The organism is Allobosea sp. P2_A10, assembly GCF_056405115.1.
Window position 1 is genome coordinate 26537 of the sequence record NZ_JBFUCS010000008.1, and the last position, 23984, is coordinate 50520.

26 protein-coding genes are annotated in these 23984 nt (G+C 66.3%); 5 read left to right on the forward strand and 21 right to left on the reverse strand.

Translation table 11 applies throughout. From position 1 onward, the window contains the following. Nucleotides 1-6: 6 nt before the first annotated feature. Nucleotides 7-1701 (forward strand): hypothetical protein, encoded by a 1695-nt coding sequence (locus AC1DZY_RS13100; RefSeq protein ID WP_476820556.1) that lies wholly within the window; start codon nt 7-9, stop codon nt 1699-1701. 4 nt (nt 1702-1705) lie between these two features. On the opposite strand, the gene AC1DZY_RS13105 is transcribed toward AC1DZY_RS13100, so the two are convergent. Further along, nucleotides 1706-2608, reverse strand: coding sequence for a methylated-DNA--[protein]-cysteine S-methyltransferase (locus tag AC1DZY_RS13105; RefSeq protein ID WP_476820764.1), 903 nt, complete (start codon nt 2606-2608; stop codon nt 1706-1708). Nucleotides 2609-2769: 161 nt separating this feature from the next. Continuing rightward, nucleotides 2770-3303 (reverse strand): hypothetical protein, encoded by a 534-nt coding sequence (locus tag AC1DZY_RS13110; protein WP_476820557.1) that lies wholly within the window; start codon nt 3301-3303, stop codon nt 2770-2772. Between the two features lie 166 nt (nt 3304-3469). Between AC1DZY_RS13110 and AC1DZY_RS13115 the strand changes: the two genes are divergently transcribed. Continuing rightward, nucleotides 3470-4387 carry an alpha/beta fold hydrolase gene (locus AC1DZY_RS13115; protein WP_476820558.1) on the forward strand — a complete coding sequence of 306 codons (918 nt, stop codon included), beginning with the start codon at nt 3470-3472 and terminating at the stop codon, nt 4385-4387. A gap of 19 nt (nt 4388-4406) precedes the next feature. Here AC1DZY_RS13115 and AC1DZY_RS13120 read toward each other — a convergent pair whose 3' ends face one another. Beyond that, nucleotides 4407-4946, reverse strand: coding sequence for a DUF2244 domain-containing protein (locus AC1DZY_RS13120; RefSeq protein WP_476820559.1), 540 nt, complete (start codon nt 4944-4946; stop codon nt 4407-4409). A 20-nt stretch (nt 4947-4966) separates the two neighbouring features. Between AC1DZY_RS13120 and nth the strand changes: the two genes are divergently transcribed. Further along, on the forward strand, nt 4967-5668 hold the full coding sequence (gene nth / locus AC1DZY_RS13125; protein WP_476820560.1) for an endonuclease III: 702 nt from the start codon (nt 4967-4969) through the stop codon (nt 5666-5668). Nucleotides 5669-5819: 151 nt separating this feature from the next. Here the strand turns inward: nth and AC1DZY_RS13130 are convergent, their stop codons facing one another. The 12 genes from AC1DZY_RS13130 to AC1DZY_RS13185 form a co-directional block, all read right to left on the reverse strand. Beyond that, nucleotides 5820-7184, reverse strand: a complete 1365-nt coding sequence (locus AC1DZY_RS13130) for an esterase-like activity of phytase family protein (protein ID WP_476820561.1) — start codon at nt 7182-7184, stop codon at nt 5820-5822. A 136-nt stretch (nt 7185-7320) separates the two neighbouring features. After that, nucleotides 7321-8265 carry a 2-hydroxyacid dehydrogenase gene (locus AC1DZY_RS13135; RefSeq protein ID WP_476820562.1) on the reverse strand — a complete coding sequence of 315 codons (945 nt, stop codon included), beginning with the start codon at nt 8263-8265 and terminating at the stop codon, nt 7321-7323. Beyond that, on the reverse strand, nt 8262-9587 hold the full coding sequence (gene deoA, locus AC1DZY_RS13140; RefSeq protein ID WP_476820563.1) for a thymidine phosphorylase: 1326 nt from the start codon (nt 9585-9587) through the stop codon (nt 8262-8264). The genes AC1DZY_RS13135 and deoA overlap by 4 nt, the downstream gene beginning before the upstream one ends. A gap of 1 nt (nt 9588) precedes the next feature. Beyond that, nucleotides 9589-10347, reverse strand: coding sequence for a deoxyribose-phosphate aldolase (gene deoC / locus AC1DZY_RS13145; protein WP_476820564.1), 759 nt, complete (start codon nt 10345-10347; stop codon nt 9589-9591). A 3-nt stretch (nt 10348-10350) separates the two neighbouring features. Further along, complete coding sequence (locus tag AC1DZY_RS13150) at nt 10351-11160, reverse strand: purine-nucleoside phosphorylase (RefSeq protein WP_476820565.1); 810 nt, start codon at nt 11158-11160, stop codon at nt 10351-10353. A gap of 65 nt (nt 11161-11225) precedes the next feature. Then, the gene (locus AC1DZY_RS13155) at nt 11226-11633 is read right to left on the reverse strand and encodes a cytidine deaminase (RefSeq protein ID WP_476820566.1); all 408 of its coding nucleotides are present in this window, start codon (nt 11631-11633) and stop codon (nt 11226-11228) included. Between the two features lie 4 nt (nt 11634-11637). Beyond that, nucleotides 11638-12612 carry an ABC transporter permease gene (locus tag AC1DZY_RS13160; protein ID WP_476820567.1) on the reverse strand — a complete coding sequence of 325 codons (975 nt, stop codon included), beginning with the start codon at nt 12610-12612 and terminating at the stop codon, nt 11638-11640. Between the two features lie 2 nt (nt 12613-12614). Then, nucleotides 12615-13715, reverse strand: coding sequence for an ABC transporter permease (locus AC1DZY_RS13165; RefSeq protein ID WP_476820568.1), 1101 nt, complete (start codon nt 13713-13715; stop codon nt 12615-12617). Further along, nucleotides 13712-15244 carry an ABC transporter ATP-binding protein gene (locus AC1DZY_RS13170; protein ID WP_476820569.1) on the reverse strand — a complete coding sequence of 511 codons (1533 nt, stop codon included), beginning with the start codon at nt 15242-15244 and terminating at the stop codon, nt 13712-13714. The genes AC1DZY_RS13165 and AC1DZY_RS13170 overlap by 4 nt, the downstream gene beginning before the upstream one ends. Next, the gene (locus tag AC1DZY_RS13175; RefSeq protein WP_476820570.1) at nt 15241-15978 is read right to left on the reverse strand and encodes an MBL fold metallo-hydrolase; all 738 of its coding nucleotides are present in this window, start codon (nt 15976-15978) and stop codon (nt 15241-15243) included. The genes AC1DZY_RS13170 and AC1DZY_RS13175 overlap by 4 nt, the downstream gene beginning before the upstream one ends. 28 nt (nt 15979-16006) lie before the next feature. Next, entirely contained in the window at nt 16007-17074 is a 1068-nt protein-coding gene (locus AC1DZY_RS13180) for a hypothetical protein (protein WP_476820571.1), read from the reverse strand. A gap of 12 nt (nt 17075-17086) precedes the next feature. Then, on the reverse strand, nt 17087-18088 hold the full coding sequence (locus tag AC1DZY_RS13185; protein ID WP_476820572.1) for a BMP family lipoprotein: 1002 nt from the start codon (nt 18086-18088) through the stop codon (nt 17087-17089). A 160-nt stretch (nt 18089-18248) separates the two neighbouring features. Here AC1DZY_RS13185 and AC1DZY_RS13190 point away from each other — a divergent pair, with 160 nt between their 5' ends. Then, complete coding sequence (locus AC1DZY_RS13190) at nt 18249-19049, forward strand: HesA/MoeB/ThiF family protein (RefSeq protein WP_476820573.1); 801 nt, start codon at nt 18249-18251, stop codon at nt 19047-19049. A 13-nt stretch (nt 19050-19062) separates the two neighbouring features. Here the strand turns inward: AC1DZY_RS13190 and AC1DZY_RS13195 are convergent, their stop codons facing one another. From AC1DZY_RS13195 to rsmI, 4 genes are all read right to left on the reverse strand, one after another. Further along, nucleotides 19063-19554 carry a MaoC family dehydratase gene (locus AC1DZY_RS13195; RefSeq protein ID WP_476820574.1) on the reverse strand — a complete coding sequence of 164 codons (492 nt, stop codon included), beginning with the start codon at nt 19552-19554 and terminating at the stop codon, nt 19063-19065. A 2-nt stretch (nt 19555-19556) separates the two neighbouring features. Then, nucleotides 19557-20495 (reverse strand): glutathione synthase, encoded by a 939-nt coding sequence (gene gshB / locus AC1DZY_RS13200; protein ID WP_476820575.1) that lies wholly within the window; start codon nt 20493-20495, stop codon nt 19557-19559. A gap of 71 nt (nt 20496-20566) precedes the next feature. Next, nucleotides 20567-20947, reverse strand: a complete 381-nt coding sequence (locus AC1DZY_RS13205) for a YraN family protein (RefSeq protein ID WP_476820576.1) — start codon at nt 20945-20947, stop codon at nt 20567-20569. After that, on the reverse strand, nt 20944-21852 hold the full coding sequence (gene rsmI, locus AC1DZY_RS13210; protein ID WP_476820577.1) for a 16S rRNA (cytidine(1402)-2'-O)-methyltransferase: 909 nt from the start codon (nt 21850-21852) through the stop codon (nt 20944-20946). The genes AC1DZY_RS13205 and rsmI overlap by 4 nt, the downstream gene beginning before the upstream one ends. 231 nt (nt 21853-22083) lie before the next feature. Here rsmI and AC1DZY_RS13215 point away from each other — a divergent pair, with 231 nt between their 5' ends. Further along, a complete protein-coding gene (locus AC1DZY_RS13215; RefSeq protein ID WP_476820578.1) occupies nt 22084-23295 on the forward strand; it encodes a penicillin-binding protein activator in 1212 nt (403 codons plus the stop codon). Between the two features lie 26 nt (nt 23296-23321). Here the strand turns inward: AC1DZY_RS13215 and AC1DZY_RS13220 are convergent, their stop codons facing one another. After that, nucleotides 23322-23642 carry a HigA family addiction module antitoxin gene (locus AC1DZY_RS13220; RefSeq protein ID WP_476820579.1) on the reverse strand — a complete coding sequence of 107 codons (321 nt, stop codon included), beginning with the start codon at nt 23640-23642 and terminating at the stop codon, nt 23322-23324. Continuing rightward, nucleotides 23642-23932, reverse strand: a complete 291-nt coding sequence (locus AC1DZY_RS13225) for a type II toxin-antitoxin system RelE/ParE family toxin (protein WP_476820580.1) — start codon at nt 23930-23932, stop codon at nt 23642-23644. The genes AC1DZY_RS13220 and AC1DZY_RS13225 overlap by 1 nt, the downstream gene beginning before the upstream one ends. Nucleotides 23933-23984: the final 52 nt, after the last annotated feature.

A 23984-nucleotide genomic window follows, 5' to 3' on the forward strand; every position in this document is an offset into this window, starting at 1 on the left:
ATGGCGTTGAGCGAGGTGAGAGTGGCGTCTGGCGGCGTGGCGGGCGCAGGAACCCTGCTTCGGCTGCTCGGCTCGCCTGCTTTCTGGCTTGTCGGCTTTCTGCTCGCGGTCCTTGCCGGACTGTCGCTGCCGTGGCGGCTGCCGCTCGGACCCAATGCCTGGGATACGGCTGTTTATCTCGATGCGATCCAGCGCATTCATGTCGGCCAGACGCCGAGCATGGATTTCTTCGCGCCGGTTGGTCCGCTCGGTTATGCGCTGGCGGCCGCGCTCGACGCTGTCTTTCCGCGCGCCCAGCCGATGCTGCTGGTCAACTGGGCCCTGCTGCCGGTCATGCTGCCGCTGCTCGGCCTGCTGATCATCCAGGTCCAGCGCCAGTCCCGCCCGCGGGCGCTGGCCCTGCTGCTGCCGTTCCTGCTCTTCGCCTCGCTGCCGATCAATCTGCACAGCCTCTATCCCGCGCCCGGTTTCGACGGCTACGGACATTACAACCGCCACATCGCCCTGCTGCTGTACCTGCTGATTGCGAGCCTGCTGTTCGGGCGCGGCGCGATGCTGACCGGGCTCGTCGCGGCGCTGATGCTGACGCTGTTCCTCGTCAAGATCACCGGCGCGCTCGCAGGGACCATGCTGGTCGGCTATGCCGTCCTCGCCGGTCGCATGCGCCTGCGGGACGCCGCCATCGCAGCCGGCGCGGTCGTCGCCGCGCTGCTGGCGCTCGATCTCGCGACCGGGCTCGTGCGCGCCTATGTCGGGGATATCCTGACGCTTGTGGCGTTGAACTCAGGCACGCTGCTTCCGCGCATCCTCACCGTCGCCTCGGTCAAGTTCAACGTCATCGGTCCGGCGCTGCTGCTGCTCGGCGTGCTGGTGCTGGCGGTCTGGCGCGAACGCCAGCCTGTGACGCTGGTCTGGTTGCGCGCTTTGGCCGACAGTCCGCTCGGCTGGCTCGCGGTGACGTTCGTGGCGTTGCTCTTCTTCGAGACGCAGAACACCGGTTCGCTCGAATTCATCGGGCTCTGGCCCGTCCTGCTGCTGATCCTGCTGGAATGGTGGGGCCGGCAGAACCGCTTGCGGCCGCTGGTGCTGGTGCTGGCGCTGGCGGCCACGCTGCCGAGCCTCGTCATCTATGTCGAGCGCGCTGCGCGCGCCGTCCTTGGCGCGCCCTCCCATGTCGGGCTCGATCTGCCCGGTCTCGGCCCGCTCGGCCGCGTCAGCGTCAAGCCCGAGACAGCCGAGCGGGCGACCGCCATGCTCGCGCACTACGCCGCGCATCAGGACGCCTATCGCGACCTCGTCACGCGTGGTCTCGATCCCTCGGCGATCCTCTATTCCGAGATCGACTATCAGGCGACCTGGCTGCTCGAGGTTCAGCAGGGCGTCTCGGCGATCCGCGATTGGGAGGTGGCGAGCGGCCGGCGCCTCAACGGCGTCTTCGCGCTGGATTTCGTCGATCCGTTCAACCGCCTGCTCGGGCGCGAGCCGCCGCGTCATGTCCCGATCGGCATCGATCCCGGCCGGAGCAACCCGGGGCTGACGGATCAGGCGCGCGAGGCGCTTGCCGCCACCGACGCGATCCTGCTGCCGAAATGCCCGCTTACGCCGGCGCGCGGCATGATCGCCGCGCATTTCGCCGAGGCCTTGCACGGGCGCAAACGCGTGGCGCTTGCGCCCTGCTGGGAGATGTATCTGCGGCCGTGAGACCTCAGCCGGTGACGCCGGCCGTCTGACCGGCCTCCCAGCCGAGGATGGCGCGCTTGCGCGTCAGGCCCCAGTGATAGCCGGTCAGCGCGCCGGATTTGCCGATGACGCGGTGGCAGGGCACGACGAAGGAGATCGGGTTCTTGCCGACGGCCGCCCCGACCGCCCGCGCCGCGCTCGGCTTGCCGATATGGCTGGCGACGTCGCCATAGGTCGTGGCGCGGCCGACCGGGATCTTCAGCAGCGTCTCCCAGACCCGGACCTCGAAATCGGTGCCGATCAGCACGACGCGCAGCGGCGTCTCGGCGGCCCAGGCGGCGGGATCGAAGATGCGTGCCGCATACGGCCGCGTCGTCGCCGGGTCGAAGCGGTAATCGGCATGGGGCCAGCGCCGCATCATGTCGGCCAGCGCCTCGGCCCGCCCGCCGATGACCTTGCCGCCATCGACGCTGGTCGAGACCCAGCCGAGTCCGGCCAAGCCGCGATCCGTCGCCACGATCAGCGCCTCGCCGAAAGGCGAGACATGAAAACCGTAGGAGAGCTTCAGCCCCTCGCCGCCGGTCTTCCATTCACCGGGCGACATCGCCTCATGCGTGACGAAGAGATCGTGCAGCCGGCCGGGGCCCGACAGGCCGACCTCGTAGCTGGTGTCGAGAATGCTCGCGGACGCACCCAGCAGGCCCTTGGCATGGTCGAGCGTGATCGCCTGCAGGAACGCCTTTGGCGTCAGCCCGCACCAGCGCCGGAACAGATGGTGGACATCGGTCGGCGTCGCGCCGGCGGCCTCCGCGATCGCCTCGATCGTCGGCTGCTCGCGCCATGTCTCGGTGATGAAGGCGAGGATGCGCCTGACCGTATCGTAGTCGGAGCCGGGTGCGGTCGAGGGGAAATCGGCCTCGGCCGGCATCGCCTCGGTCGCGCGCGCCAGAACGGCGTTGGAAAAACGGGTCGGGGTCATCGCACCGAGCTTCTGGATATGGGCGGTCATCGTCTTGAACCTCGCATCGACTGTCATGATGCGAAACTAGGGCTTCGGGAAGGGCGATCCCACCCGAAAACTGGCAAGGATCACGCCGATCCTCTGCCCTCCGCGAACGCCTGCAGCCCCTCCTGCGTCAGGCGCTGATTGTTGCGATACCATTCGTCCTGCGTCGCGAAGACGGCCGAGGTCTCGTCCCAGCCGCTGCAGCTGTAGTCCGACTGAGTGGTGAAGAAGGCCGCAAATGCGTCCTCGCTCGTCCATGACGCGATCGCGTCGCCGGTATGGTGCCCGCCATCGAAGATGTCGCAGAGTTTCACCCCGTCTGCTGTCCGGATCAGACCCTGCCCACAGAAGTCGCGGTGGAACTCGCGCACCAGCCCTTCGCCGGTCGGGCACTTGATCAGCCTGCGCCAGACTGCGCGCGGCAGATCGGGACCGAACGGCGTGCGATCGAGCCGGTCGCGCAGCACGAGGCCGTAGGCGCGCACCCGCTCCTCGCCGCTCGATCCTTCCTCCTCGTGTGTGGCCGGTGGCATTGCCTTGCGCCTCGTCGACAACAGGGTCGCGATCAGCCCGATGACGATCGCAGCCGAGATCAGCGGAATGATGACCGCCGCCATCGCTGGTTCCTGTGTGGCGCCGACGTCGCGCGGGCCTCATTGCCCTGCTTTGCGCGCGTTCCGGCGTGTCGCCAGTGATGGTTGCGCCCGATCGTGCAGCGCGGGCACTGTGTTGTCGAGCGGCCGACCATAAGCCCAGCCCGCTCGTCGCCAAAGGAAAACTGACATGCTTTGCCGTCTCGCCGCCGCGCTCGGGTTCATCTTGCTGGCGGCACCCGCTCTGGCGCAGATCGCGCCCTTCCCCGCAGCCTTCAAAACACAGAACGTCACGACCAACGGCACGACGATCCATGTCCGCGTCGGCGGCAAGGGGCCGGCGGTGGTCCTGCTGCATGGCTATGGCGAGACCGGCGACATGTGGGGCGCGATGGCGACCGATCTCGTCCGCGACCACACCGTCATCGTTCCCGATCTGCGCGGCATGGGCCTATCCTCCAAGCCCAAAGGCGGCTTCGACAAGAAGACGCAGGCCGGCGATGTCGCGGGCGTGCTCGACGCGCTCAAGATCGGAAAAACCGATCTCGTCACCCACGATATCGGCAACATGGTCGGCTTCGCTTTTGCCGCCTCCCATCGCGACCGCGTGACGAAATTCGTATTGATCGATGCTCCGGTACCAGGCGTCGGTCCCTGGGAGGACATCCTCAAGAACCCGTTGCTCTGGCATTTCCGTTTCGGCGGACCAGACATGGAACGTCTCGTCGCCGGCCGCGAACGCATCTATCTCGATCGCTTCTGGAACGAGTTTTCGGCCACGCCGGCCCGCTTCACCGAAGCTTCGCGCAGGCATTATGCGGCGCTCTACGCCAGGCCGGGCGCGATGCATTCGGGCTTTGCCCAGTTCGCGGCCTTCGATCAGGACGCCATCGACAACAAGGCGTTTCTGACGGCGGGCAAGCTCGCCATGCCGGTGCTGGCGCTGGGCGGCGAGAAGTCTTTCGGCCTGACGATGGCCGAGGTGATGAAATTCGCCGCCGACAATGTTCAGGGCGCGGTCGTGCCCGATTCAGGCCACTGGATCATGGAAGAAAATCCAGCCGCGACGGTAAAGCTCGTCCGGGCTTTCCTCGACGCGAAGCCCTGATCCGAGGGCCGGCCGACGTCTACGCCGCACCGAAATCGCCGCCCCGCCTGGCGCGCGCCAGCGCCGCGCCCAGCGCGTCGGCGAAACCCTCGCGCTCGCCCGGCGAAAGGGCGGCCGCCACCGCCACGCTCTGTCCGCGCGAGACCAGCGTCAGCCGCAGCAGTCCGTAATCCTCGTCGGTCTGGCGCTCCAGCTTCGTCCAGGCCGGGTTGAAGCGCCAGACCGCCTCGCGGCCATGATGCGAGACCTTGCGGAGCAGCACTTCGAGCGGCGTGACGATCACCCGCTCAAAGGCGCGCGCATGCCGGAAATTGACGTGGAAGGCGATGAACAGTGCGATCACGTCGAGCCCGAAGAAGCCCGCCACCGGCCAGGCGCCGAGCACGATGAAAGGGACCGAGGAGACGATGCTGGACAGGCAGACCAGCGTCATCACGATGCGAAAGCCGTTCTGGCCGAGCGAGCGATGCGGCGTGATCGTGGCGTCGAAGACAGGCCGTTCCGCCGTGCTGTCGGAGGCTGCGGCGATCGCGCCTGAATCGGGCTTGCCGGGGTTCATGCCCCGACTATAACCGCCCGATGACGCAAGAGAACAGGCCCAAACGCCGCGCCCCGGTTGCCGCGAAAATGACGAAGCCGCGAGCCCGCGGCGCAGCCGGCATCCGCGAGGTCTTCGAGCGTTTCCGCGCAGCCGAGCCCGAACCCAAAGGCGAACTCGAACACGTCAACGCCTTCACCTTGCTCGTCGCCGTCGTGCTCTCGGCCCAGGCGACCGACGCTGGCGTTAACAAGGCGACGCGAAAGCTCTTCGCGCTGGCCGACACGCCGGAGAAAATGCTGGCGCTCGGCGAGGACCAGGTCCGCGACCTCGTCAAGACCATCGGTCTGTTCCGCACCAAGGCCAGGAACGTCATCGCGCTCTGCGAGAAGCTGATCGCCGAGTTCGGCAGCGAGGTGCCGACGTCGCGCGAGGGGCTGGAGAGCCTGCCCGGCGTCGGCCGCAAGACCGCCAATGTCGTGCTCAACATGGCCTTCGGCGAAATCACCCACGCGGTCGACACCCATGTCTTCCGCATCGCCAACCGGTTGCGGATCGCGCCGGGCAAGAATGTGCTCGAGGTGGAACTGGGACTGGAAAAAGCGGTGCCGGTCGAGTTCGGCCGGCACGCGCATCACTGGCTGATCCTGCACGGCCGCTACACCTGCAAGGCGCTCAGGCCCGAATGCGAGCGCTGCATCCAGAACGATCTTTGCGATGCGCCCGACAAACGGGTGGGTTGAAGCGTCCGGACGCGGCCCGATCGGCCGCGCTCCCTCGTCATGGTCGGGCTTGTCCCGACCATCCACGTCTTCCTTGGGTCGAGCGCTATCCCCGAGGCGTGGATGCTCGCCACAAGGGCGAGCATGACGGTTGGAGCTGCGGCTCGCGCTCTCACTTGGCGTCGAGCAGTTCCTTCACCGAGAGCAACACCAGCTCGTTGTCATCGGCCTTCTTCGGGTCGCGCGAGGACGAGAACGGCAGGTTGTTGTCGTTGCCGACGACGATCACGCCATTGGCCCGGTCGACGACGTCAACGTTCTCGATGGTGAAGAAGGGGAAGGGCAGCACGCCGTCGATCGCGCCCTGCTTCGCCTTTTTGTCAGGGTCGGCGATCTTCATCAGGTCGATGAAGCCGATCTTCCGCACGGCCTTGCCGACACTGGCGTCGGTCATCTCGATCTTCACGATGCGCTTGAACTTGGCGATGTCGTGGAAGCAGTCGGGGCCGCGCTGACCAGGCGCGCAGGCCTTGTCGGCGGTGCCTTCGCCATTGTCGCGCTCGATGATGAGCGCTGTCGTTCCGTCGATCATGTTGAAATCGCCGATGGCGTAGGCCTTGTCCTCCAGCGGATAGAACCAGGAGCGGCCCGTCCACTTCTCGGCGGCGACATCGAATTCCAGGATGCGCAGCGCGTCCTTGCCGTCGACCTGCTCATTGGCCTTGGTCTCAGGCGACCAGAGCGCGCCCTCGAGCAGCGGATAGAGGAAGCGGCCATCGGGCGACTGCGCCATGCCCTCGAAACCCTTCGAGCGGCGGGCGTTGAAGGGCACCGGCAGCGGGCCGTCGGGCGCAGCCGGCGTGGTTACGGCGTAATGGTCGGGCGAGCGCACCGGCTTGCCGTCGGCAAGCGTCTCGAACACCGCCTCGACCTTGCCGTTGGCGTCGACGCGGATGAGATAGGGTCCGAATTCCTCGCCGATCCAGTATTTGCCGCCGATTGGCTGGATTGATTCCGGATCGAAATCGGCGCCGGTCAGATAGCGCTTCTCGGTCCCCTCATGGACGATGCGGAACGGCACCTTCTTGTCGGGATCGTGCAGGAAGGTCGAGGACAGCCGCTCGATCGCGCCGCCCGCGAAATCGGCCTTGAGCCGGTGGAAGAACAGCGCCGCATCCGGCGAATTCGCTTTGGCGCCGAAGCCGTTGTCGGTCAGCACCAGAAACTCGTTGTTTCCAAGCGAGCGGATGCCGGAGAAGCCCTGCACCGGCTGGCCGGCAAACGGCGTCGACAGGCCAGTCGGGCGTCCGCCTGAAAGACCCATCACCGTGCCGACGGCCTCGACGCGCTTGCCCGGCGTCGTGAATTTGCCGGAGATTTTGAGGTCGGCGGGAGCATCGGCCGGGGCGGGGATGATGCTGTTGGCCGGCAGCAAAGCGTGGCCCAGCAGCTTGACCGGAAATTCTTTCTGGGCCTCCTGCGCGCCGGCGAGCATGGTGGAGGACAGCAGCAGGGCCGCTATGAGAGACAGGCGCATGGAACGCTCCGGGTTGGGGAATGGCCCGCAGCACTTGAGGTCCGCGCTTGTCAGAGCAACGACGGTGCCGTGACGAAGCCGTGACACGCCGCGCCGTTCCGGGTTCTCGCTGCGCGAGCCCCGGAATGACAGAGGTTCAGTACCCCCGCGCCGGATCGACCACATGCTCCATCGGCTCGCCCGCCTCCAGTCGCCTGATCTGTGCGGCGATCAGGGTCGCAATGGCTTGCGGCTCCGACATCGCGGCGTTGTGCGGCGTCACCGTCACGGCTGGGTGGCTCCAGAGCGGGGACGCGTCCGGCAGCGGCTCGGTCTCGAACACGTCGAGCGTTGCGCCCTTCAGCGTTCCGGCCTCCAGTGCCGCGACGATGTCGGCCTCGATCTGCAGGCCGCCGCGCCCGGCATTGATCAGGAACGGCCCGCCGAGCCGCCCGTCTTGCGCAAGGCCCGCCAACAGCCCGGCGTTGATCGTGCCGCGCGTTTCCGGCGTCAGCGGCAGCAGGCTGACGAGAATGTCGGTGCGCGCCAGGAACGCCGCCATGCCCTCCGTCCCGGCGAAGGTCGAAAGCCCCTCGACCGATTTGGCCGAACGGCTCCAGCCGGCGACGTCGAAACCCATGACCTTGAGCTTGTGCGCCGCATCGAGGCCGAGTTCGCCGAGCCCCATGATGCCGACCCGCACCGAGCGGGCGGCGGGCTGGTTGCGGTCGTCGTCCCAGCTTTTGGCGAGCTGCTGGCGGTCGTAGAGCCGCTGCTGGCGCAGGATCATCAGGCAATGCAGCACGATGTATTCGCTCATCCGCGTCGTCAGGTCGGGGTCGACCACGCGCGCAATCGGGACCTGCGGCAGACGCTCGTCGGCGAAGAGGAAATCGACGCCCGCGCCCAGCGAGAAGATCGCGGCGAGGTTCGGCAGGCCCGCCAGGCTGCCGGGCGGATGCTTCCAGCTCGCGACATAATGCACCGAGCGCCGGTCGAAGGGCTCGCCGAGCGTCACGATCGGCATCTCCGGCAGCAAGGCCTTGAAGCGCGCGCGCCAGTCCTCGACATGCCAGCCGGTCATCGCCAGAAGCAAACTCATACGCTGATGCCCTTTTCGTTGCGCCAGATCAGGAAACCGCGCGCACCGGCCTGCGCACCCAGGCGGTAGGCGCTGCGGAGCCGTGCCTGCGCTGTGGTGAAACCAGCCTCGTCGCGTGCATGAACGATGCCGAGCGGCCGGTCGGGGCCGACCTCGTCGCCGATGCCCGCCAGTTCGACCAGGCCCACGCTGTGGTCGATTTCATCCTCCGGTCGCGTCCGGCCGCCGCCGAGCGCGACCACGGCGAGTCCGACGCCGCGCGTGTCGATCGACTGCACCAGTCCGGCTTTCTCGGGAAATACCGGCCGGATGATCGGCGCGGCCTCGAAATGCCTTTGTGGGTTTTCCAGCAGGTCGGTCGGGCCGCCGAGCGCTGCGATCATGCGGGCGAAGCGCTCGGCCGCCGCGCCGCTGGCGAAGGCGGCCTCGACCTTTGCGCAGGCCTCGTCGAAATCGGCGGCGAGCCCGCCGAGCAGCAGCATGTCGGCGGCGAGCGCCACCGTGACCCGATGGAAGCGCTGTTCGCGCTTGCGTCCGGTCAGATGGTCGAGCGCATAGATGACTTCGAGCGCGTTGCCGGCTGCGCTCGCTAGAGGCTCGCTCATGTCGGTCAGCAGGGCGTTGGTCGGCAGGCCCGCGCCATTGCCGACGGTGACGAGGCTCGTCGCCAGACCCTGCGCCTTGCCGAAATCGCTCATGAATGCGCCCGAACCGAACTTCACGTCCATGGTCAGGCCGTGCAGCCCCGCCGCGAGCTTCTTCGACAGGATCGAGGCTGTGATCAGCGGCACCGATTCGACCGTTCCGGTGACGTCGCGGATGGCGTAGAGGCGCTTGTCGGCCGGGGCGAGATCGGCGGTCTGGCCGATAATGGCGCAGCCCGCCTCGCGCACCACCTTGCGGAACAGGTCGATGTCGGGCTGCGTGACATAGCCCGGCACGGCGTCGAGCTTGTCGAGCGTGCCGCCGGTATGGCCGAGGCCCCGGCCGGAGATCATCGGGACGTAACCGCCGCAGGCCGCGACCACCGCCGCCAGAGGCAGGCTGACGGTGTCGCCGACGCCGCCGGTCGAGTGCTTGTCGAGCGCCGGCCCCGGCAGGTCGTCCCAGTTCAGCACCGTGCCGGAATCGCGCATGGCCAGCGTCAGCGCGACGCGCTCCTTGGCGCTCATGTCGCGAAAGAACACCGCCATGGCGAATGCCGCCGCCTGGCCTTCGCTGACCGAGCCTTCGGTCAGCCCGGCGATGATCTGGCGGATATCGGCATCGGGCAATTCCTCGCCGTCGCGCTTGGCGGCGATGATCTCCTGCGTCAGTCTCATCTCAATAGGGTCCGCTGGCCTGGGTCGGCGTCGCGCCGGCGATGACGTCGACCAGCACCTGATGCAGCCCGCTCGCGCCGAAGCGGAAGGTTTCGGGCGTCGCCCAGTCCGGCCCCATGATGGCGTCTGCCAGCGCGAGATAGCCCGCTGCGTCCGCGAGCGTCCGGATGCCGCCGGAGGGTTTGAGCCCGACCGGCCGGTCGGCCATGCCGATGACCAACAGCATCGCCCGTGCGGCTGGAATGCTGGCGGAATGGGCGGTCTTGCCGGTCGAGGTCTTGATGAAATCCGCGCCGGCCTCGACGGCGAGCTCGGAGGCCGCCTTGACGGCTTCGAGATCGGGATATTCGCCGGTTTCGAGGATGACCTTGAGCCGTTTCTCGCCGCAGCGCTGCTTCACGTTCCCGATCATGGAACGGGCGCTGACGGCGTTGCCGGCCAGCACGGCATGCCAGGGCAGGACGAGGTCGATTTCGTCGGCGCCGTCAGTCAGCGCGGCTTCGGTCTCGCGCAGCACCGGCACGATCGCGGTGCCGCCATCGGGGAAATTCACCACGGTCGCGATCCTGACGGGAGTGTCCCCCAGGATCGCGCGCGCCCGCGCCACGAAACGCGGCCAGACGCAGATCGCAGCGACTGGGCCGGGCGTCGAGACCGCGCGGGCGCAGAGCTTGCGCAGGCCGTCCTCGGTTGCGTCGTCGCCGAGGTCGGTCAGGTCGAGCAGCGCCAGCGCGCGCCGGGCGGTCGCGACATCGGACATGGATCAGAGCTCCGTCAGGAAGGCGCGGAAGACGCGGCGCAGGCCGGCGGTCGCCGCGGTCGCGACGTCCTGCGTCTCGGTGTGATGGGGCGCGCCGCCATGGAGCCCCGCGCCCATATTGGTGATGACCGAGATTGCCGCCACCCGGATGCCGTAGCGCCGCGCCAGGATGACCTCCGGCACGGTCGACATGCCGACGAGGTCGGCGCCGAGCATCTTCGCCATCCGGATTTCGGCCGGCGTCTCGAAGCTCGGGCCGGAGAACCACATATAGACGCCCTCGCCGAGATTGGCGCCGCAGGCCGTCGCCGCCTTGCGCAGGCGGGCGCGCAGATGCGGATCGTAGGCGTCGACCATCGGCACGAAGCGCCCGTCGCCGGTGTCGCCGACGAGCGGGTTGGGGCCGTTGAGATTGATGTGGTCGGTGATCATAGTCATCGAGCCGGGCTTCATCTCCGGTTTCAGCGAACCCGCCGCATTGGTCAGGATCAGCGGCGGCGTGCCGAAGGCCGCCAGCATGCCGATGGGCACGCGCATCACCCCGGCGTTACCGCCTTCATAATAATGCGCCCGGCCCTGGAAGATCAGGACCTTTCGGCCGTAGAGCGTGCCGTAGCAGATCTGGCGCGCATGTCCCGACACCGCGCCGGCGGGAAAGCCGGGGATCGACGAGAACGGGATCGTCAGCGGGTTCTGGACCTCGTCGGCGATGTGGCCGAGTCCTGTCCCGAGCACGAAGGCGCATTCCACCGGCCCGACGCCGTGGTCGATCAGCACGCCCGCCGCTTTGTCGAAATCCGCGTCCACGGCCATCCGTCGGTTCCCCGCTCTCCGGGGTCACGCCATCGGGCGCAACGCGCCGGGAGCATTCTGGCAAATCACCGGCGCAAATTGTCTGGTCCAAACGAGGCTGGCAACAGCTCATCAAGGCAAAAGCGCGCCCGGATTCCCTCCGGTCCGGCGATGGCGACCGGTGTTTGCGGCGAGGCGAACTCGCGGATGCGCTGCCGGCAGGCGCCGCAGGGCGTCACCAGCGCCTCGCCATCGCCGATGACGACGAGGGCGGCGATGCCGTGTCCGCCCCCGGCGATCAGGGCCGAGATCGCGCCCTGCTCGGCGCAGGAGCCGGAAGGATAGGCCGCGTTTTCGACATTGCAGCCAGCATAGACGACGCCGTCATCGCCGAGGATGGCCGCGCCGACCCTGAAACGGGAGTAGGGCGCATAGGCCCGTTTCTGGACTCGCGCTGCGGCTGAAAACAACGCTTCGAAATCGATCTCCGCCATCGGCTCAGCGTTCCTTGACATAGGGCAGGCCGGACGACTTCGGCGGCGTCGACTTGCCGATGAAGCCGGCGAGCAGGATCACCGTCATCAGATAGGGCAGGGCCTGGATCGCCTGGACCGGGACCTGCCCTACGCCGGGCAGCGCCACGCCCTGCAACCGTATCGCGACGGCGTCGAGCAGCCCAAACAGCAGGCAGGCCCAAAGTGCAGGCACCGGCCGCCAGTTTGCAAAGATGACCGCCGCCAGTGCGATGAAGCCCTTGCCGGCGGTCATATGCGGCAGGAAGCCGGCCGATTGCGAGACCGCGAGATAGGTTCCGCCCAGTCCGCACAGCGCGCCGCAGATGATCACCGCGCCGTAGCGCAGCCCGGCGACGGAAATGCCGGCCGTGTCGACGGCGGCCGGGTTTTCGCCGACCGCGCGCAGGCGCAGGCCAAAGCGGGTCCGCTTCAGCACGAAGGCGGTCGCCACCAAGGCCAGGATCGCGAGATAGACCGGCGCGGCATGACCCGAGATGACCTCGTCATAGAGCAGCCCGATGACCGGCACATGCTCGCGTGCCCAGGGGCCTAATGGCAGCGTCAGGTCCGGGAAGCGCGCCGGGCCTTCCAGCGAGGGCGTGCGCCCGCCCTGTCCGTACCAGGCATTGCCGAGGATCACGGTCAGCCCCGCCGCCAGCATGTTGATCGCGACGCCCGAGACGATCTGGTTGCCGCGCCAGGTGATCGCGGCAAAGCCGTGGACGAGCGAGAGCGCGATGGAGGCGAGCATGCCGGCAGCCAGCCCCGCCCAGGCCGAGCCGCTTTGATAGGCGACGACGGCCGAGGCGAAGGCCGCCATCAGCATCTTGCCTTCGAGCCCGATATCGACGACGCCGGCCCGCTCCGACCACAGCCCCGCCAGCGCCGCGCACAGCAGCGGCACCGACAGCCGGATCGCGGAATCGAGCACGACCGCGATGGTCTGGACCCACTCCATCGTCAGTTTACCCGCCCCAGCAGCAATCCGTGCGCGACGATGCGTCGGAACAGCCCGTCGAGCGCGCCTGCAAACAGGATGATGACGCCACCGATGACCACGACCATGTCGCGCGTGATGCTCGGCTTGTCGAAGGAGAGTTCCGCCCCGCCCTGATAGAGCACGCCGAAGAGCAATGCCGCGAGCGCAACGCCGACAGGGTGGCCGCGCCCCATCAACGCGACCGCGATGCCCACAAAACCGTAGCCTGCGGTGAAATCCAGCAACAGCCGGTGCTGCACGCCCATCACCTCGTTGACCGCGAGCCCGCCGGCGAGCGCGCCCGAGATCGCCATCGCGACCATGGTGATGCGGGCGGGCGAGATGCCGGCATAGGCGGCTGCGCGGGGATTGGCGCCGACGGTGCGGATGGCATAGCCCAGCCGCGAGCGGAAGATCAGCGCCCAGACCGCGACGAGCGCCGCCAGCGCCAGCAGGAAGGCCGAGTTCAGCGGCGTCGCCGGCAGTTTCAGCCCGAGCGGGGCGACCAGCAGATGCATCGGCGTCAGCACGGCATGCTTTGCGAACTCGGCCGTCTCGGCCTGCATCGAGCCGGGTTTTCCGATGACCTCGACGAGCAGATAGACCGTCAGCGTCGCCGCGATGAAATTGAACATGATCGTCGTGATGACGACATGGCTGCCGCGCGTCGCCTGCAGCCAGCCGGGAATGAAGCCGTAGAGCGCTCCGCCCGCGGCTGCAGACGCGATCGCGAGAGGCGCCAGCAGGAACCCCGGCAGAGGTGCGAGCCAGAGGCAGGCGAGCGCGGCGAAGATGCCCGCGACCGTCGCCTGGCCCTCGCCGCCGATGTTGAACAGGCCGGCATGGAACGCGACCGCGACCGCCAGCCCCGTGAAGATGAAGTTCGTGGTGTAGTAGAGCGTGAAGCTTATGCCCTCGACGCTGCCGAGCGCCCCGCGCAGCAGGATCGCGGTCGCCTCCAGCGGACTCTCGCCGATGCCGATGACCACGAGGCCGGCTACGACGAGTGCGGCGGCGACCGAAACAAGCGGGACGAGGCCGGCGTCCGCCCAGCGCGGCAGTTCGATGGGCGCGGCGCTCATGCCGCCTGCTCCGTCACGCCCGCCATCAGCAGCCCGAGATCTCTCTCGTCGGCCTCTGCCGCGTCGCGCTCGCCGGTGATCCGCCCGCCGCACATCGCGATGATCCGGTCCGAGAGCGCCATCACCTCTTCGAGCTCGACCGAGACCAGCAGGATCGCGACGCCGGCATCGCGCAGGGCGATCAGCCGGCGATGGATGAATTCGATCGCGCCAATATCGACGCCGCGTGTCGGCTGGCCGACGAGCAGAACCTTGGGCGCGCGCTCGATCTCGCGGGCGAGCACGATCTTCTGCTGGTTGCCGCCGGAAAACTTCGCGGTCTTGAGCGCGGGGTCCGGCGGGCGCACGTCATAGGCCGCAAACGCCGTGCGCGCATGCGCTTCGATGGCGGCTGGCGACAGGAAGGGGCCGGGGCCAAACGCCGCGTCGTCCTGATAGCCGAGGATGGCGTTGTCGGCGGCCGAAAAGGCCGTCACCAGCCCCGCCCGCTGCCGGTCCTCGGGAATGTGCATCAGCCCGAGCTTGCGCAGGCGGGCGGGCGTGCGCTCAGTGGCGGCGAGGATCTGGCCGCCGAGCCGGATCACCCCGCGCGAGGGCTGCGTCAGTCCGGCCAGAACCTCCAGCAACTCGCTCTGGCCGTTGCCGGCGACGCCGGCGATGCCGACGATCTCGCCTGCATGCAGCGTCAGGCTGGCGTCGCTCAAAAGCGCGACGCCGCGTGCATCGGTGACGGAGAGGCCCGCTGCCTCCAGCACGGCCGCGCCGCGCGCGCGGGGGGCTTTCTCGACCCGAAGCAGCACGCGCCGGCCGACCATCGCCTCGGCCAGTTCGGCCGGCGAGGTCCTCGCGGTCTCGACATGGGCGACCATCTCGCCGCGCCGCATCACCGAGACGCGGTCGGTCACGTCCATGATCTCGCGCAGCTTGTGCGTGATCAGGATCACGGTTTTCCCCTGGGCCTTGAGCGCCCGCAGCAGCACGAAGAGCTGGTCGGCCTCGGGCGGCGTCAGCACGGCGGTGGGCTCGTCCAGGATCAGGATATCCGCCCCGCGATAGAGGCTTTTCAGAATTTCGACGCGCTGCTGCAGGCCAACCGAGAGATCGCCGACGATGGCGTCGGGGTCGATGACGAGCCCGTAATCCTGCGAGAGCCGCTTCAGTTCCGTGCGCGCTTTGGCCAGGCCGCTCTTCAGCAGACTGCCGCCCTCGGCCCCGAGCACGATGTTCTCGACGACGCTCAGCGTCTCCACCAGCATGAAATGCTGGTGGACCATGCCGATGCCCGCCGAAATCGCATCGCCCGAGGAGCGGATGGCGCAGGGCTTGCCGCCGATCCGGATGTCGCCCGCATCGGCCTCGTAGAAGCCGTAGAGGATCGACATCAGCGTCGATTTGCCGGCCCCGTTCTCGCCGACGATACCGTGGACCGAGCCCGCCGCCACCTTGAGCGAGACATCCTTGTTGGCGGCGACCTGCCCGAAGCGCTTGGAGATGCCGATCAGCTCGATCGCGGGAGCAGCCGTGCTCATGGCGCGATCACCATGCCGTCGAAGGCGCGCTCCTCCGGCAGCGGCTCGTCATGGGCCAGCATGCCCGCGCCCATATGGGTCAGGATGATGCGCGGCGTCGCAAGTTCGGCCCGGTGAGCGCGAAGCGTCAGGTAGTCGAGATGGTTGGGCAGCGGCGTGTCCCAGCTGTAGCACTCGACCAGCAGGGCGCCGGCGCCCGCCGCGAGCGGGATCAGCGCGTCGGTCCAGGCCGTGTCGCCCGAAAAGGCGAAGACCTTGCCGCCCACGCTGAGCCGGTAGCCCTGGCACGGCCCGGCGCGCTCGTCATGAACCATCGGGAAGGCGGTGACGTCGATGCCGGCAAGCCGCGTCGGCTGCTGCGGCGTCACTTCGACGTAAGTGATCGGAAAGCGCCAGCGATTGGTCGACGCGCCGGGAAAATCCGCATCGAGGGCATGCAGCGTGCGATGCTCGACGCCGGCGGGGCCCGCGATCGTCAGCGGCTCCCTGCGGCGCGAGACGAACTGCGCATCGAGCAGGAAGGCCGGCAGGGCGCCGAAATGGTCGCCATGGAAATGCGTGAACAGCAGCGTCGAGATGCCGTTGCGCGCGATGCCCGCCTTGTTCAGCGCGACCATGCTCGACGAGCCGCAATCGACCAGCATCCGCTCGCCGGCGGCCTCGACATGCAGGCAGGTGTTGAAACGCCCGCCCGTGCCGAACGCGTCGCCGGAGCCGAGAATGGTGATGTTCATAGCGCAAATTCAGACATTGCTATTCCAATTAGATAACAACAGTCTTAAATTTTAACTCAGAAATTCTATTCTGGCAACAATATTGTATCATCGCCACCAAAATATACATGGCTATATTAGAAGTTCTTGTCTGTTGATTTTGAGATTCGATTTCTTCTTTTTGTAATGTGAACCGCTGTAGTGTCGGAACGTCTTTTGTTTTACCGTGAATTATGTTTGAACGTGATTGGTGCATCTCTTTAATCTGCTTATCAAAATCTTTTACATCTACTTGATTTCCGAATACAGCGATGAGTTTGCTCCTCAGCTGACTTACAATACCGCTCTCGCTTTCCGCCAGCAATGCTTCAAGGCCTGCGAAGCTCCAAATAAGGTCGCGCGCGCCGCTATTGTCATAACTCTCATCAAATAAAGATACAAAGTTACAAACAGAGATTTCCACATCATTAGTTGGTTTTGATGTAAGTATACCTGATAAATTTGAGTACCAATGCCAAGCGTCGATAAATGAAATATCCCTCAACAATCTGAACGAGAATGTATCTTCTATATATTTCAAAAATGACATTCTAGAATAGAATCCAGATATTTCCATTTTATCATCGCCGACAATAATATATCCCGGCTGCGGAGAAAGAGATCCAACTTTAGCCAAGTTTGCACATATTACAACATTTTTTGCAATATTATGGACTAGATTCTGAATCGAAAAGTTTAAACTAAATTCAAAATTCGAGCCCGGCTCTAAGTCTTTATCGATTCTAGATTTAAAATCTTCATCGATTTCGGAATGTATTCGACGCTTGTCTGAATCAAATAACTGAACATCAACAATTAAAAACGCATTCTCTCCATCTTCTTTTGGAGAGTAGTCCGCTATCCTTCCATGGATAATTTCGGCAGGATTATCATAGCATATTTGAATCTTAGCTCGATTCTGAAAATAACCGTAACTAGGAAGGTCAATAACTAATCCATCTTTTAAAGAGGCATTCTTGGAAACTAGTGCGATACGATTATACTCAGACTGAATTATTGTTTGCGAGACAAGCCATACAAGCCTTGCGCTTCCGGTTGACTGTTCAGACGACTTCATTGGAGCAAGCCATCACATCGTGCACTTCGAGTCCGACATGTAGTCGTGCACCTTGATCGCGCCGGAGATGATGTCGGCGCGGGCCTTGTCGGCGGCGGCCTTCATCTCCGCGGTGATGAGGCTCTTGTTGGCGTCGTCGAGCGCCCAGCCGACGCCGTCCTCCTTCAGGCCGAGCACGGAGATGCCGGGCTTCCAGGCGCCGTCGCGCGCGGCCTTGAACGAGGCGTAGGTCGCGACATCGACGCGCTTGAGCATCGAGGTCAGCACCTTGCCGGGCTGCAGGCCGTTCTGGTTGGAATCCACGCCGATGCCGAGCTTGCCGGCGTCGGCCGCGGCGCGCAGCACGCCGATGCCGGTGCCACCAGCCGCGTGGTAGATCACGTCGGCGCCGCGGTCGATCTGCGACTTGGCGAGTTCGCCGCCCTTGACCGGGTCGTTCCAGGCCGATGGCGTCGAGCCGGTCATGTTCTGGAAGATTTCGGCGTCCTTCTTGGCCGCCTTGACGCCCTGGACATAGCCGCAGGCGAATTTGCGGATCAGGGGTATGTCCATGCCGCCGACGAAACCGACCTTGTTGGTCTTGGAGGCGAGGCCGGCGAGCAGCCCGACGAGATAGGAGCCCTCCTGCTCCTTGAACACGACCGACTGCACGTTGGGCAACTCGACGACCATATCGATGATGGTGAACTTCAGGTCCGGGAATTCGGCCGCGACCTTCTGCAACGCGGTCGCCTGACTGAAGCCCACCGCGATGATCGGCGAGTTGCCGTCGCGCGCGAAGCGGCGCAGCGCCTGCTCGATCTGGGCATCGTTGGTCGGCTCGAAATCGCGGAACTCGACGCCGGTCTCGGCCTTGAATTTTTCCGCGCCGATGAACGCGGCCTCGTTGAAGGATTTGTCGAATTTGCCGCCCTTGTCATAGACGACGGCCGGCTTGATCGCGGTCTGCGCGAGCGCCGCCACGGCCGAAAGGGCGACGCCGGCCAGCGCCAGGGCGAGTGATGTCAGACGCATGGGCAAATCCCCTGTCGATGATGCGGAGCGGTTGGCCCGTTCCCGTATGAGGCTACGATGGCATGGCTTCGGCGTCGGGCCAAGCCGCGCCCGCGCGACGGGATTGCGACCGCATGCCGCGACGATTGCCCGCCGCGCCCGATCGGCCTAACCCTTTGCCATGAGCCTGAACGAAGACGAGATCGCGCGCTATGCCCGCCATCTGGTGCTGCCGGAGATCGGCGGCCCCGGCCAGAACCGGCTGAAGAACGCGCGCGTGCTGGTCGTGGGCGCCGGCGGGCTCGGCGCGCCGCTGATCCAGTATCTGGCGGCGGCGGGCATCGGCAAGATCGGTATCGTCGACGACGATATCGTCTCGCTCTCGAACCTGCAGCGCCAGACCATCTTCGGCACGGACGACATCGGCGAGCACAAGGCGGTGGTGGCCGCCCGTTTCATCCGCCGGCTCAACCCCCATGTCGTGGTCGAGGAGCATGTCACCCGCATCGACCCGCACAACGCCCGCGCGCTGATCGCCTTCTACGACGTGGTCGCGGAAGGCTCGGATAATTTCGCGACGCGCTATGCCGTCTCCGATGCCTGTTTTCACGAACATCGGCCGCTGGTGACGGCGGCGCTCGGCCGTTTCGACGGCTCGCTGACGACGATCCGCGCCCATGAAAACGACGCCGACGGCAGGCCCAACCCGACCTGGCGCTGCCTGTTTCCGAGCGAGCCGCCGCCCGGCACGGTCGCGACCTGCGAGGAGGCTGGCGTGCTCGGTGCGCTCGCCGGCGTCATGGGTTCGCTGATGGCGATGGAGGTCGTGCGCGCCGTCACCGGTTTCGGCGAGCCGCTCGTCGGCAAGCTCCTGCTGGTCGACGCCATGACGATGCGCTTCGAGACGATGCGCTATGGCTGGGATCCGGAGAATCCGCTGAACGGCGCGGCAGCACTGGCTAAACAGCCCGGAAGCCCCTGACGAATCCGCCGCGTCAGTCTTTCGGAGCGCGGCGCAGGCTGTCAGGCCGCATCACCAGAACCGTCGCGGTCGCCTCGACGGCTGCGACCCCGGCCTCGTCATAGAGGCCGCCAGCCAGCGTCGCGATCACGCCCGACAGCGACGGCTTGGGCGTGATCGTCTGCACGACCCAGCGTATCGTCATCTCCGACCGCGCCGGCACGGCCTTCTTCAGCTTGAAGGCGCATTCCAGGCCGAGCGACGCGCTGCCGGGGAACAGGAAATTGGCGACGCTTCCCAGCAACAGACCTGTCGTCTGGGTGCCGCTGGCGATCAGCCCGCCAAAGCGCGTCGCCTGCGCCAGCGCCTCGTCATGGTGCAGGGGATTGGTGTCGTTGGCGAGCGTTGCGTAGGCGCTGACCATGTCCGGCGTAAAGGAAATGCGGGTGACGAGTTCCTGATCGACCGTGAGCGGCGATCGCCAGGTGTCCGCGCCGTCCGCCGTTTCGGTTGTCGTGCCCGCCATCGTCAGCGCTTGCTCTCGATCACGTCCCAGAGCTGCGCCGCGAGATCGGGCCCGCCGAGCTTCTTGATCGCACGCACGCCGGTCGGCGCGGTGACATTGATCTCGGTCAAATTGCCGCCGATCACGTCGATGCCGACGAGCAGCAGGCCGCGCTCGCGCAGGGTTGGGCCGATCGCCTCGCAGATTTCGAGCTCACGCTTCGACAGGTCGGTCGGCTTTGCCGCGCCGCCGCGCACCATGTTGGCGCGCAGATCGCCGGCGGCCGGCACGCGGTTGACCGCGCCGGCGGCCTTGCCGTCGATCAGGATGATGCGCTTGTCGCCGGCGGAAACCTCTTTCATGTAGCGCTGCACCACCCAGGGCTCGCGGAAGATGCCGGCGAAGAGGTCGTAGAGCGAGCCGAAGTTCGGGTCGTCCTTGCCGGTCTTGAACACGGTCGCGCCGCCATGGCCGTAAAGCGGCTTCATCACGATCTCGCCGAACTCGTCGCGAAACGCCTCGATCTCGGCCTTGTCGCGGGTGATCAGCGTCTGTGGCATCAACTCGGGGAAATGCGTGACGAGAATCTTTTCGGGCGCATTGCGGACCTGGGCGGGGTCGTTGACCACCAGCGTCTTGGGATGGATGCGCTCGAGCAGATGCGTCGTCGTGACATAGGCCATATCGAAGGGCGGGTCCTGCCGCAGCAGCACCACATCGAGCGTCGAAAGGTCGACGCGTTCCTCGGAGCCGGCGCTGAAATGGTCGCCCTCCTGATCGCGCACCGTCACCGGCTTGATCCGGGCGGTGACCTTGCCGTCGCGCAGGGTCAGCTTGTCGGGGGTGTAGGTGTAGAGCGTATGCCCGCGCGCCTGCGCTTCAAGCATCAGCGCGAAGCCGGAATCACCGGCGATCCGGACGCGCTCGATCGGGTCCATCTGGATGGCGACGTTCAGGGTCATGGGCAGCGCTCCGGGTTCGGCGCGCTCTTATCGTCCGCGACGCGCCGCATCGGCAAGTGGGAGGCCCTGCGTCACAAGACAAGCTCGAACACATCTGGCACATGACGCGGAAAGCGCCATGGCGCGAGAAAGACCGCATCGACGCGCAGATGATGGTCCATCGCCCAGGGATTTTTCGCCAGCCACTGCCTGATGCGCGCCTCGACCAGCCGGCGCTTCTGTGGTGTGAGCGAAGATTGCGCGGCTTCAATCTCCCCGCGCGCCTTGACCTCGACGAAGGCGACGGTGCGCCCGCGCTTCACGATCAGGTCGATCTCGCCGCCCTTGCCGCCGAATCGCCGCGCCAACAACCGATAGCCCCTGGCGTTGAGCCAAAGCAGCGCGATCCATTCCGAGCGCGCGCCGGTCGTGCCGGAGCGCCTGGCGCGCGCCGAGCGGTCGGCCCGGCTCAAGGCTCCCGCGTCAGTTCGAGCGCGCGGGCATAGATCGTGCGGCGCGGCTGGCCGGTCTGGGCTGCGACCTGCGCCACCGCTTCCTTCAGCGAGACGGTTGCCAGCGCCGCGCGCAACCTCTCGTCGATGATGTCGCCGGCCGGTTGCAGCGCTTCCGCGCCGGGCGGCCCGATGATGACGACGATCTCGCCGCGCGCTTCCTCTTCCGCGTCGTAATGCGCCGCGAGTTCGGCCAGCGTGCCGCGCTGGACGTTCTCGTAATATTTGGTCAGTTCGCGCGCCACGGCGGCCGGGCGAGGACCGAGTACGGACATGGCGTCCGCAAGCATTTCGGCGAGCCGGCGCGGCGATTCGAAGAAGACGAGCGTGCCGGGAATGGTGGCGAGTTCAGTCAGGCGTCCCCGCCGCGCGGCGGCTTTCGGCGGCAAAAAACCCTCGAAGAAGAAGCGGTCGGTCGGCAGGCCCGCCAGCACCAGCGCGGCCAGCACGGCCGAAGGGCCGGGAATCCCGGTGACGGGCAGCCCTTCGGCCACCACATCGGCGACGAGCTTGTAGCCGGGGTCGGAGACCAGCGGCGTGCCGGCGTCCGAGATCAGCGCGAATGTGCCGCCATCGCGCAGTCTGCCGAGGATTTTCGGCCGCATCTGCTCGGCATTGTGCTCGTGATAGGGGTAGAGTGGCGTCGAAATGCCGTAATGCGCCAGCAGCGTCTTGGAGGTCCGGGTGTCCTCGGCGAGCACGGCGTCGGCGGCCGCCAGCGTCGCCAGCGCCCGAAACGAGATGTCGCGCAGATTGCCGATCGGCGTCGCCACGATGTGCAGCCCGGGGCTGAGCGGCTCGGCCTCGGCCTTGAGCCCGAAGGCGGTGTAGCTGGGAATGCGGGGCGTGGGCGAGGAACTCGACATGGCCGGCACGCTGCCACAAGCGCGGGCTTTCCGCCACGGTCGCAGGCAGCCGAACCGCCGCCGGCAAAGCGCAACCCAGAGTTAACAACTTGAAAATACCATGGCGGACTGGCAGGAAAGCCCCACGGTCGGGGGGCTGCCTCGCTGGATAGCCGTTGCGCCATCCGGTCTATGAGTTTGGATCCAAGCGTTTTGCCCCTGAGAGTTCGGTCCATGACTGGAGATCGCCCCGTGTCGCGCCCCTGGCATCTGCACCCGGTCCTGCCGTTTCGCGCGCCTGCGCTGGCGTTCGCCGCTTCGCTGGCGCTCGCCGCCTGCAGCGGCGGCACGTCGGGCCTGCCGGGCTTCGACACCGGCACGGCGAGCCCGCAGGGCCAGCCCGCCAGCACTGGCCAGACCATTGGGACCGGCAAGGTCAGGGTCGGGCTCATCCTGCCGCTGACGGCCGAGGGGCAGGGCGCGGTCGTCGGCAATGCGCTGAAGAACGCAGCCGAGATGGCGCTCGCCGAATTTCCCGGCGCGGATCTGACGCTGCTGGTCAAGGACGATCGCGGCACGGCCGAAGGCGCGCAGGCCGCGGCGCAGGAAGCGATCCGCGAGGGCGCCGAACTCATCATCGGGCCGCTGTTTGCGCCCTCGGTCCAGGCGGCTGGGCAGGTCGCGCGCGCCGCCAACAAGCCGGTCATGGCCTTCTCCAGCGATAGCAACGTCGCGACGCGCGGCGTCTACCTGCTCTCTTTCCCGCCCGAGAACGACGTCAACCGCGTCATCGGCTATGCCTCGCAGCAGGGCCGCAAATCCTTCGCGGCGCTGGTGCCCGATACCGCCTATGGCAAGGTCGTCGAGGCCGCCTTCCAGCAGGCCGTCGCCAACCGCGGCGCGCGCGTGGTCGCCATCGAGCGCTTCGGTGCCGACGCCAACAGCATGCGCGCCGCCGTCGCCAAGCTCGCGCCGGCTTTCGGCCAGTCCGATGCGCTCTTCGTGCCGGCCGCCGCCGACACCATGCCGGCGCTCGGGCTCGCCTTGCAGCAGGGCGGCTATGACCCCACCAAGATCAAGCCGCTGGGCACCGGCGTCTGGAACGACGGGGCGATCGCGCGCGTGCCGGCAATCCAGGGCGGCTGGTTCGCCTCGCCCGACACGGCAGGCTTCAACGCCTTCGCCGGCCGCTACCAGCAGCGCTTCTCGAGCCCGCCGACCCGCACCGCGACGCTGGCCTATGACGCGGTCTCGCTGGCGGCCGCGCTCGCCCGGACCCAAGGCTCGCAGCGCTTCTCGGAAGGCGTTCTGACCAATGCCTCGGGCTTTGCCGGCGCCGACGGCGTCTTCCGCTTCCGTCCCGATGGTCAAAACGAGCGGGGGCTCGCCGTTCTCGAACTGCGCAACGGCCAGATCGTGACGATCAACGCCGCTCCGAAGGATCTCGGGCCGCGCACGCAGTAGAGTAAGCTTGCGCCACGGGGCTGCCTTCAGGCAGCGGAAACGAACGGCTTGACATTGATGCTGCCGGCACGCTTGCGCGCTTGCGCGATGTCGTAACTGTTCTGCATCCGCATCAGCGTATCCATCGAGAGACCGAAGGCTTTCTCGAACCGCAGCGCCATGTCCGCCGACAATGCAGCGCGCTCGTTCAGCAGCGCCGACAGGGCCGGGCGCGTGACGCCGAGCACGGCAGCCGACGCCGTCACGGACAGGCCGGCCGGCTCGATGATTTCGGTCTTCAGGAAACTGCCGGGATGGCCCGGGTTTTTCAGGCGATATCCAAGGGGCGAAGTGGTCTCGTCGTCCATCAGTGATAGTCCTCGTAGTCGAGATCGATAATATCGATCTCTGTCCGGTCGATCCCGAAAGTCAGGCGCCAGTTTTTCGTGACGAACAGACTCCAGATGCCTTTCCTGTCTCCCGTCAACTGATGGGCTTTCCAAGTCGGCACCGCTCGAAGCTCGTCTTCGTGCTCCATATCCTGCAGGAACGAGATCATCCTGCGGAGTTTGTCGGCGGCTTGCGGTTGAAGCCCGGATGCGTCGTCGCCCTCGATGAGCCGACGCAGACCTTTGTGCTTTACGTTTCGGATTCGCATTCACGCCACGATAGCGGGCAGGATGTTGCCTGTAAAGTAACGCTTTACGCCT

Coding starts and splice junctions, on each gene's coding strand:
- AC1DZY_RS13160 (WP_476820567.1), bottom strand. CDS start 12,612: ATGGAGTGGGTCCAGACCATCGCGGTCGTGCTCGATTCCGCGATCCGG.
- deoA (WP_476820563.1), bottom strand. CDS start 9,587: ATGAGACTGACGCAGGAGATCATCGCCGCCAAGCGCGACGGCGAGGAA.
- AC1DZY_RS13120 (WP_476820559.1), bottom strand. CDS start 4,946: ATGAACCCCGGCAAGCCCGATTCAGGCGCGATCGCCGCAGCCTCCGAC.
- AC1DZY_RS13130 (WP_476820561.1), bottom strand. CDS start 7,184: ATGCGCCTGTCTCTCATAGCGGCCCTGCTGCTGTCCTCCACCATGCTC.
- deoC (WP_476820564.1), bottom strand. CDS start 10,347: ATGTCCGATGTCGCGACCGCCCGGCGCGCGCTGGCGCTGCTCGACCTG.
- AC1DZY_RS13225 (WP_476820580.1), bottom strand. CDS start 23,932: ATGCGAATCCGAAACGTAAAGCACAAAGGTCTGCGTCGGCTCATCGAG.
- AC1DZY_RS13110 (WP_476820557.1), bottom strand. CDS start 3,303: ATGGCGGCGGTCATCATTCCGCTGATCTCGGCTGCGATCGTCATCGGG.
- AC1DZY_RS13180 (WP_476820571.1), bottom strand. CDS start 17,074: ATGAAGTCGTCTGAACAGTCAACCGGAAGCGCAAGGCTTGTATGGCTT.
- AC1DZY_RS13115 (WP_476820558.1), top strand. CDS start 3,470: ATGCTTTGCCGTCTCGCCGCCGCGCTCGGGTTCATCTTGCTGGCGGCA.
- nth (WP_476820560.1), top strand. CDS start 4,967: ATGACGCAAGAGAACAGGCCCAAACGCCGCGCCCCGGTTGCCGCGAAA.
- AC1DZY_RS13105 (WP_476820764.1), bottom strand. CDS start 2,608: ATGCCGGCCGAGGCCGATTTCCCCTCGACCGCACCCGGCTCCGACTAC.
- AC1DZY_RS13155 (WP_476820566.1), bottom strand. CDS start 11,633: ATGGCGGAGATCGATTTCGAAGCGTTGTTTTCAGCCGCAGCGCGAGTC.
- AC1DZY_RS13190 (WP_476820573.1), top strand. CDS start 18,249: ATGAGCCTGAACGAAGACGAGATCGCGCGCTATGCCCGCCATCTGGTG.
- AC1DZY_RS13185 (WP_476820572.1), bottom strand. CDS start 18,088: ATGCGTCTGACATCACTCGCCCTGGCGCTGGCCGGCGTCGCCCTTTCG.
- AC1DZY_RS13150 (WP_476820565.1), bottom strand. CDS start 11,160: ATGGCCGTGGACGCGGATTTCGACAAAGCGGCGGGCGTGCTGATCGAC.
- AC1DZY_RS13175 (WP_476820570.1), bottom strand. CDS start 15,978: ATGAACATCACCATTCTCGGCTCCGGCGACGCGTTCGGCACGGGCGGG.
- gshB (WP_476820575.1), bottom strand. CDS start 20,495: ATGACCCTGAACGTCGCCATCCAGATGGACCCGATCGAGCGCGTCCGG.
- AC1DZY_RS13195 (WP_476820574.1), bottom strand. CDS start 19,554: ATGGCGGGCACGACAACCGAAACGGCGGACGGCGCGGACACCTGGCGA.
- AC1DZY_RS13165 (WP_476820568.1), bottom strand. CDS start 13,715: ATGAGCGCCGCGCCCATCGAACTGCCGCGCTGGGCGGACGCCGGCCTC.
- AC1DZY_RS13170 (WP_476820569.1), bottom strand. CDS start 15,244: ATGAGCACGGCTGCTCCCGCGATCGAGCTGATCGGCATCTCCAAGCGC.
- AC1DZY_RS13220 (WP_476820579.1), bottom strand. CDS start 23,642: ATGGACGACGAGACCACTTCGCCCCTTGGATATCGCCTGAAAAACCCG.
- AC1DZY_RS13135 (WP_476820562.1), bottom strand. CDS start 8,265: ATGAGTTTGCTTCTGGCGATGACCGGCTGGCATGTCGAGGACTGGCGC.
- rsmI (WP_476820577.1), bottom strand. CDS start 21,852: ATGTCGAGTTCCTCGCCCACGCCCCGCATTCCCAGCTACACCGCCTTC.